Origin of the sequence: Micromonospora sp. U56, assembly GCF_018070095.1 — a bacterium.
GTDB lineage: Bacteria > Actinomycetota > Actinomycetes > Mycobacteriales > Micromonosporaceae > Micromonospora > Micromonospora purpureochromogenes.
The window spans coordinates 1-4,300 of the sequence record NZ_JAGPYL010000219.1 but is presented as its reverse complement, the minus strand read 5'-3'; the positions used below and the strand labels follow the sequence as shown (position 1 = coordinate 4,300).

Sequence of the window (4,300 nt, the reverse complement as noted above, 5' to 3'; positions counted from 1 at the left end):
CGCGGCCGGCCGTGCAGGCGGCCGTGCGCGCCGGCACCAGAGACACCGCGACGCCGCCCGGGCCGGTGCGGCAGGCGCTCGCCGAGTCCCAGAACCCCGGCGTGCAGGCCGGGCTGCGGGTCAACGGCCTCGTCTTCCTCGCCGCCGCCGTCCTGGCGCTCGCCGTCGTCCGCAACCGGCCGCACCGTCACCAGCCGGCGGCCGACGACCGGCGGTGAGTCCGCTGCCGTGAACCCGAGCGGTACCTGGTCGTGAGCGCGGGGGTGGTGGCCGCCGAACTGGCCATCACCCACCCCGCCGGGCAGCGGTTCGGGGCCGATCGGATCGGCGGGGCCGCTGCTATCGTCGGCGTCCCGGGCGGCGACCGGCCGGCCCGGCCAGCCACGAACAGGCGGTCGCCGGTGACCCGAGCACGTGCCCTCCTCCCGCCGGCGCTGCTGGGCGTCGTCCTCGTCGCGCTGGTCGTCTCCGGCATCCGGCCGTACGACGGGCTGACCTGGCTGCTGGAGACGGTGTGGGTGATCGTCGGGATCCCGGTGCTGCTGCTCACCTGGCGCCGCTTCCCACTGACCACACTGCTGTGCTGCCTGCTCGCGGCGCACGCGATCATCCTCATCGTCGGCGGTCACCACACCTACGCGCGTACCCCGGTGGGCAACTGGGTGCGGGAGCTGTTCGACCTGTCCCGCAACCCGTACGACCGGCTCGGCCACTTCGCGCAGGGCTTCGTGCCGGCCATCCTGGTCCGCGAGATCCTGGTCCGCCGTTCGCCGTTGCGGGGCAGCCGGTGGCTCGCGCCGCTCGTGGTCTGCGCCTGCCTGGCCTTCAGCGCCCTGTTCGAGATGTTCGAGTGGTGGTCGGCGGTGGTCGCGGGCTCGGCGGCCGACGACTTCCTCGCCACCCAGGGCGACGTCTGGGACACCCAGTGGGACATGTTCCTGGCGCTGGTTGGCGCGATCACCTCGCTGGCCCTGCTGAGCCGCCTGCACGACCGCCAGCTCCCACCGCCGTCCGCCGACCCCCGCCGGTCGCCGGTGGGACCCGACCAGGCGAGGACGACCGCGTGACGGTCGGTCGCCGGCCGGGCGTCGCACTGCTGGACACCACGGCGCTGGAACGGTCGGCGGTGGTGGCCAACAACGCGATGAACCGCGAACGGCAGCTCGCCGGTGTCAACAGCTACGCCCGGGAGTTGGGCTTCAACCCCGTCGACGTGCTCACCGACCGGCTCGCCGGAGCCGCCGCCACCGCCGGCTGGCTGGACCTCTGCTGCGGTTCGGGCCGGGCGCTGATCCAGGCGGCCGGGCAGCTGCGCCGGGTCGGGTTGACCGAGCGCAGCGCCCTCGTCGGGGTCGACCTGGTGGACGCCTTCGACCCGGCGCCGACACCGCCGGCGAACCTGCGGCTGGTCTGCGCCTCCGTCGCCACCTGGGTGCCGGACCGGCCGCTCGACCTGATCACCTGCCTGCACGGACTGCACTACGTCGGGGACAAGCTCGCCGTCCTGGCCCGCGCCGCCGACTGGCTGACGCCCGAGGGTCGGTTCGTGGCCGACCTGGATCTGTCCAGCATCCGGCTCGCCGACGGGCGCCCCGCCGGGCGGCGCCTCACCGCGCTGCTGCACGACGCCGGCTTCACCTACGACTCCCGTCGCCGCCGGATCAGCCGCACCGGCCGCCGCGAGGTCCGCCTCCCGTACCGTTTCCTCGGCGCCGACGACCGGGCGGGCCCCAACTACACCGGCCAACCGGCGGTCCACTCCCACTACGCCGAGGAACGCTGACCGTCTCACCGTCCGGCGCCCCCGGCCGGCAACAGCGCCTTTCGCCCCGTCCGCTCGCGGCCATCGGCACCTGGATCGTCGCCGGCTACCTCGGCCGCGAACTCCCCGAGCACTGACAGGACAACCGATCCACCGCGTGCCGGGGGCGGCTCCGACCGGGAGCCGCCCCCTCGCCGCGTAGGCCGACCGGCTCGCTGGCGGAACCGGCAGTCTCCCCGGCCTGCCGCACGCACCGGCGCAAGCTGCCCCCGGACTGGTGATTTCACCGATGCGGGGACCGCCCGCTCCACCGAACACTGATCCACGTCGATATGCCCCGACTGCAGGGAGTGCCCGACGTGTCATCACCAACCACCACCCGTCCCCGTTCCGCCGTCCGCGCCGCCGGTCTGGCCGTGGCGGCCGTCCTGGCCGCCGTGGGCGGCCTGGCCGCGGCGCCGGCCGTCCAGGCCGCCGACAACCCGTACGAGCGCGGTCCCGCCCCGACCGTCGCCCTCCTGGAGGCCAGCCGCGGTCCCTTCGCCACCGCGTCGCAGAGCGTCTCCTCGCTCAGCGTGACCGGCTTCGGTGGGGGAGTCATCTACTACCCGACCAGCACCAGCGAAGGCACCTTCGGGGCCATCGCCATCTCGCCCGGTTACACCGCCGCCTGGTCCAGCATCAGCTGGCTCGGTCCGCGGCTCGCCTCGCACGGCTTCGTGGTGATCGGCATCGAGACCAACAGCCGCCTCGACCAGCCGGACAGCCGCGGCCGGCAACTGCTCGCCGCGCTCGACTACCTGGTGCAGCGCAGTTCGGTGCGGAGCCGGATCGACGGCACCCGGCTGGCCGTCGCCGGCCACTCGATGGGCGGCGGGGGCAGCCTGGAGGCCGCCGTCTCCCGGCCGTCGCTGCAGGCCGCCGTGCCGCTCGCCCCGTGGAACCTGGACAAGAGCTGGTCCGACGTCCGGGTGCCGACGCTGATCGTCGGCGGTGAGAGCGACACCGTCGCGCCGGTCTCGTCGCACTCGGAGCCGTTCTACAGCAGCATCCCGGCCTCGTCCGAGAAGGCCTACCTGGAGCTCAACGGGGCGAGTCACTTCTTCCCGCAGTCGGTGAACACGCCCACCGCCCGGCAGATGGTGGCCTGGTTGAAGCGGTTCGTCGACAACGACACCCGCTACGAGCAGTTCCTCTGCCCGGGCCCGAGCGGCCTGGCGATCGAGGAGTACCGCAACACCTGCCCGAGCGCCTGACGTTCCCCGGGGCGGCCGCCGGCCGGCGGCCGCCCCGCCGTGTCCGGCCCCGGCCGCCCCGCGTTGCCGGGGCCGAGCCGGCCGGCAGCCGTTCCGGTGCGGCGGAGCGGCTCGACGGTGGACGGCAGGCCTCAAAAGACGCACTCGCAGTGCCGACATCCGCCGGTATCCCGGCGGGAGGGTGCGCCTCGCTCGCCTCGGCCGCTGGGCGGGCCTCCGCCCGCCGTGATTTCGCGTCGGTCGCATCCCTGCTGGCCAACGGGACGACACCGCCCAGCGGACAGCGCGTACCAGTCAACTCTTTCCAACAGTTTTCCGATAAGTGACACTCGATGGATGGTTACTGCATCAACAGTGCAATTAACCGTGCTGCGGGGCCGCGACGACGAGTGCGCCGCGATCCGGCGGCTGCTGACCGACCTGCCCGGCGGCGGGGGAGCGCTGCTGCTGCAGGGCGAGCCCGGCTCCGGCCGGACCGCCCTGGTCGACTACGCGCACCGGCACGCCGACGGGTGCACCGTCCTGGCCGGCGTCGGCCTTGCCGAGGAGGCGGCGCTGCCGTACGCGGGACTGCAACGGCTGCTGGAACCGGTGCTGGACCGGGCCCGCGCCCTGCCCGAGCAGCAACGACGGGTGCTGCGGCGCGCGCTGGCCGGCGCGGGGTGCCCGGCCCACCGGCGCCTGGCCCTCTCCATGGCCGTGCTCGGGCTGCTCGCCGCCGCCGCGCGGGACCGCCCCGTGCTGTGCACGATGGACGACGTCGACCGGGGCGACCGGCCGACCGCGGAGGTGTTGGCGTTCGTCGCCCGGCGCCTGCGCCACCTGCGGATGGCCGTCCTGCTCACCACGGCGACGGACGCCTTCGTCGGGGGAGTAGCCGGTCATCGGCTCCGGCCGCTCGACGTCCGCGCCCGCGCCGCGCTGCTCGCCGACCGGCTGTCCCGACAGCCGGGGGCCCCGCCGGTGGCGGCGCTGCTCGGCGCGGTCGCCGGGGGCAACCCGCAGGCCCTGGTCGACCTCGCCGGCGTGCTCACCCCCGGCCAGTGCCGGGGCGAGGAGCCGGCGCCCGCGGCGCCGCCGACCGACGGCGGGCTGGGTCGCGCCTATCGGAGCCGCCTGGAGCCGCTGCCGGCCGAGACCGGCGTGTCCTGCTGCTCGCCGCGCTGGACGAGGAGGGCGAGCCGGGCACCCTGCTCCGGGCGGCGCGGGCCGCCGGCACCACCGTCGAGGCGCGCGCCCCGGCCGAACTCGCCGGCCTGCTCCGCGTCGAGCCGGGCCGGGG

The 4,300-nt window shown here is 75.1% G+C and carries 4 protein-coding genes and 1 pseudogene; all 5 read left to right on the top strand.

The features are described from left to right. Nucleotides 1–218, top strand: a pseudogene (locus KBX37_RS33415) (hypothetical protein); the annotation flags it as partial. A gap of 33 nt (nucleotides 219–251) precedes the next feature. Next, nucleotides 252–1,067, top strand: coding sequence for a DUF2238 domain-containing protein (locus tag KBX37_RS33410; protein ID WP_307849313.1), 816 nt, complete (start codon nucleotides 252–254; stop codon nucleotides 1,065–1,067). After that, a complete protein-coding gene (locus KBX37_RS33405; protein ID WP_307849312.1) occupies nucleotides 1,064–1,783 on the top strand; it encodes a methyltransferase domain-containing protein in 720 nt (239 codons plus the stop codon). Before KBX37_RS33410 ends, KBX37_RS33405 begins: the two co-directional genes overlap by 4 nt. Nucleotides 1,784–2,094: 311 nt before the next feature. After that, nucleotides 2,095–3,018 carry an alpha/beta hydrolase gene (locus tag KBX37_RS33400; RefSeq protein ID WP_210779812.1) on the top strand — a complete coding sequence of 308 codons (924 nt, stop codon included), beginning with the start codon at nucleotides 2,095–2,097 and terminating at the stop codon, nucleotides 3,016–3,018. Nucleotides 3,019–3,354: 336 nt separating this feature from the next. Further along, a partial coding sequence (locus KBX37_RS33395; protein WP_247659475.1) for an AAA family ATPase occupies nucleotides 3,355–4,300 on the top strand: 946 nt, incomplete at its 3' end.

Excerpts from the sequence above, each read along its gene's own strand:
- KBX37_RS33400 (WP_210779812.1), top strand. The coding sequence starts at position 2,095 with ATGCCCCGACTGCAGGGAGTGCCCGACGTGTCATCACCAACCACCACC.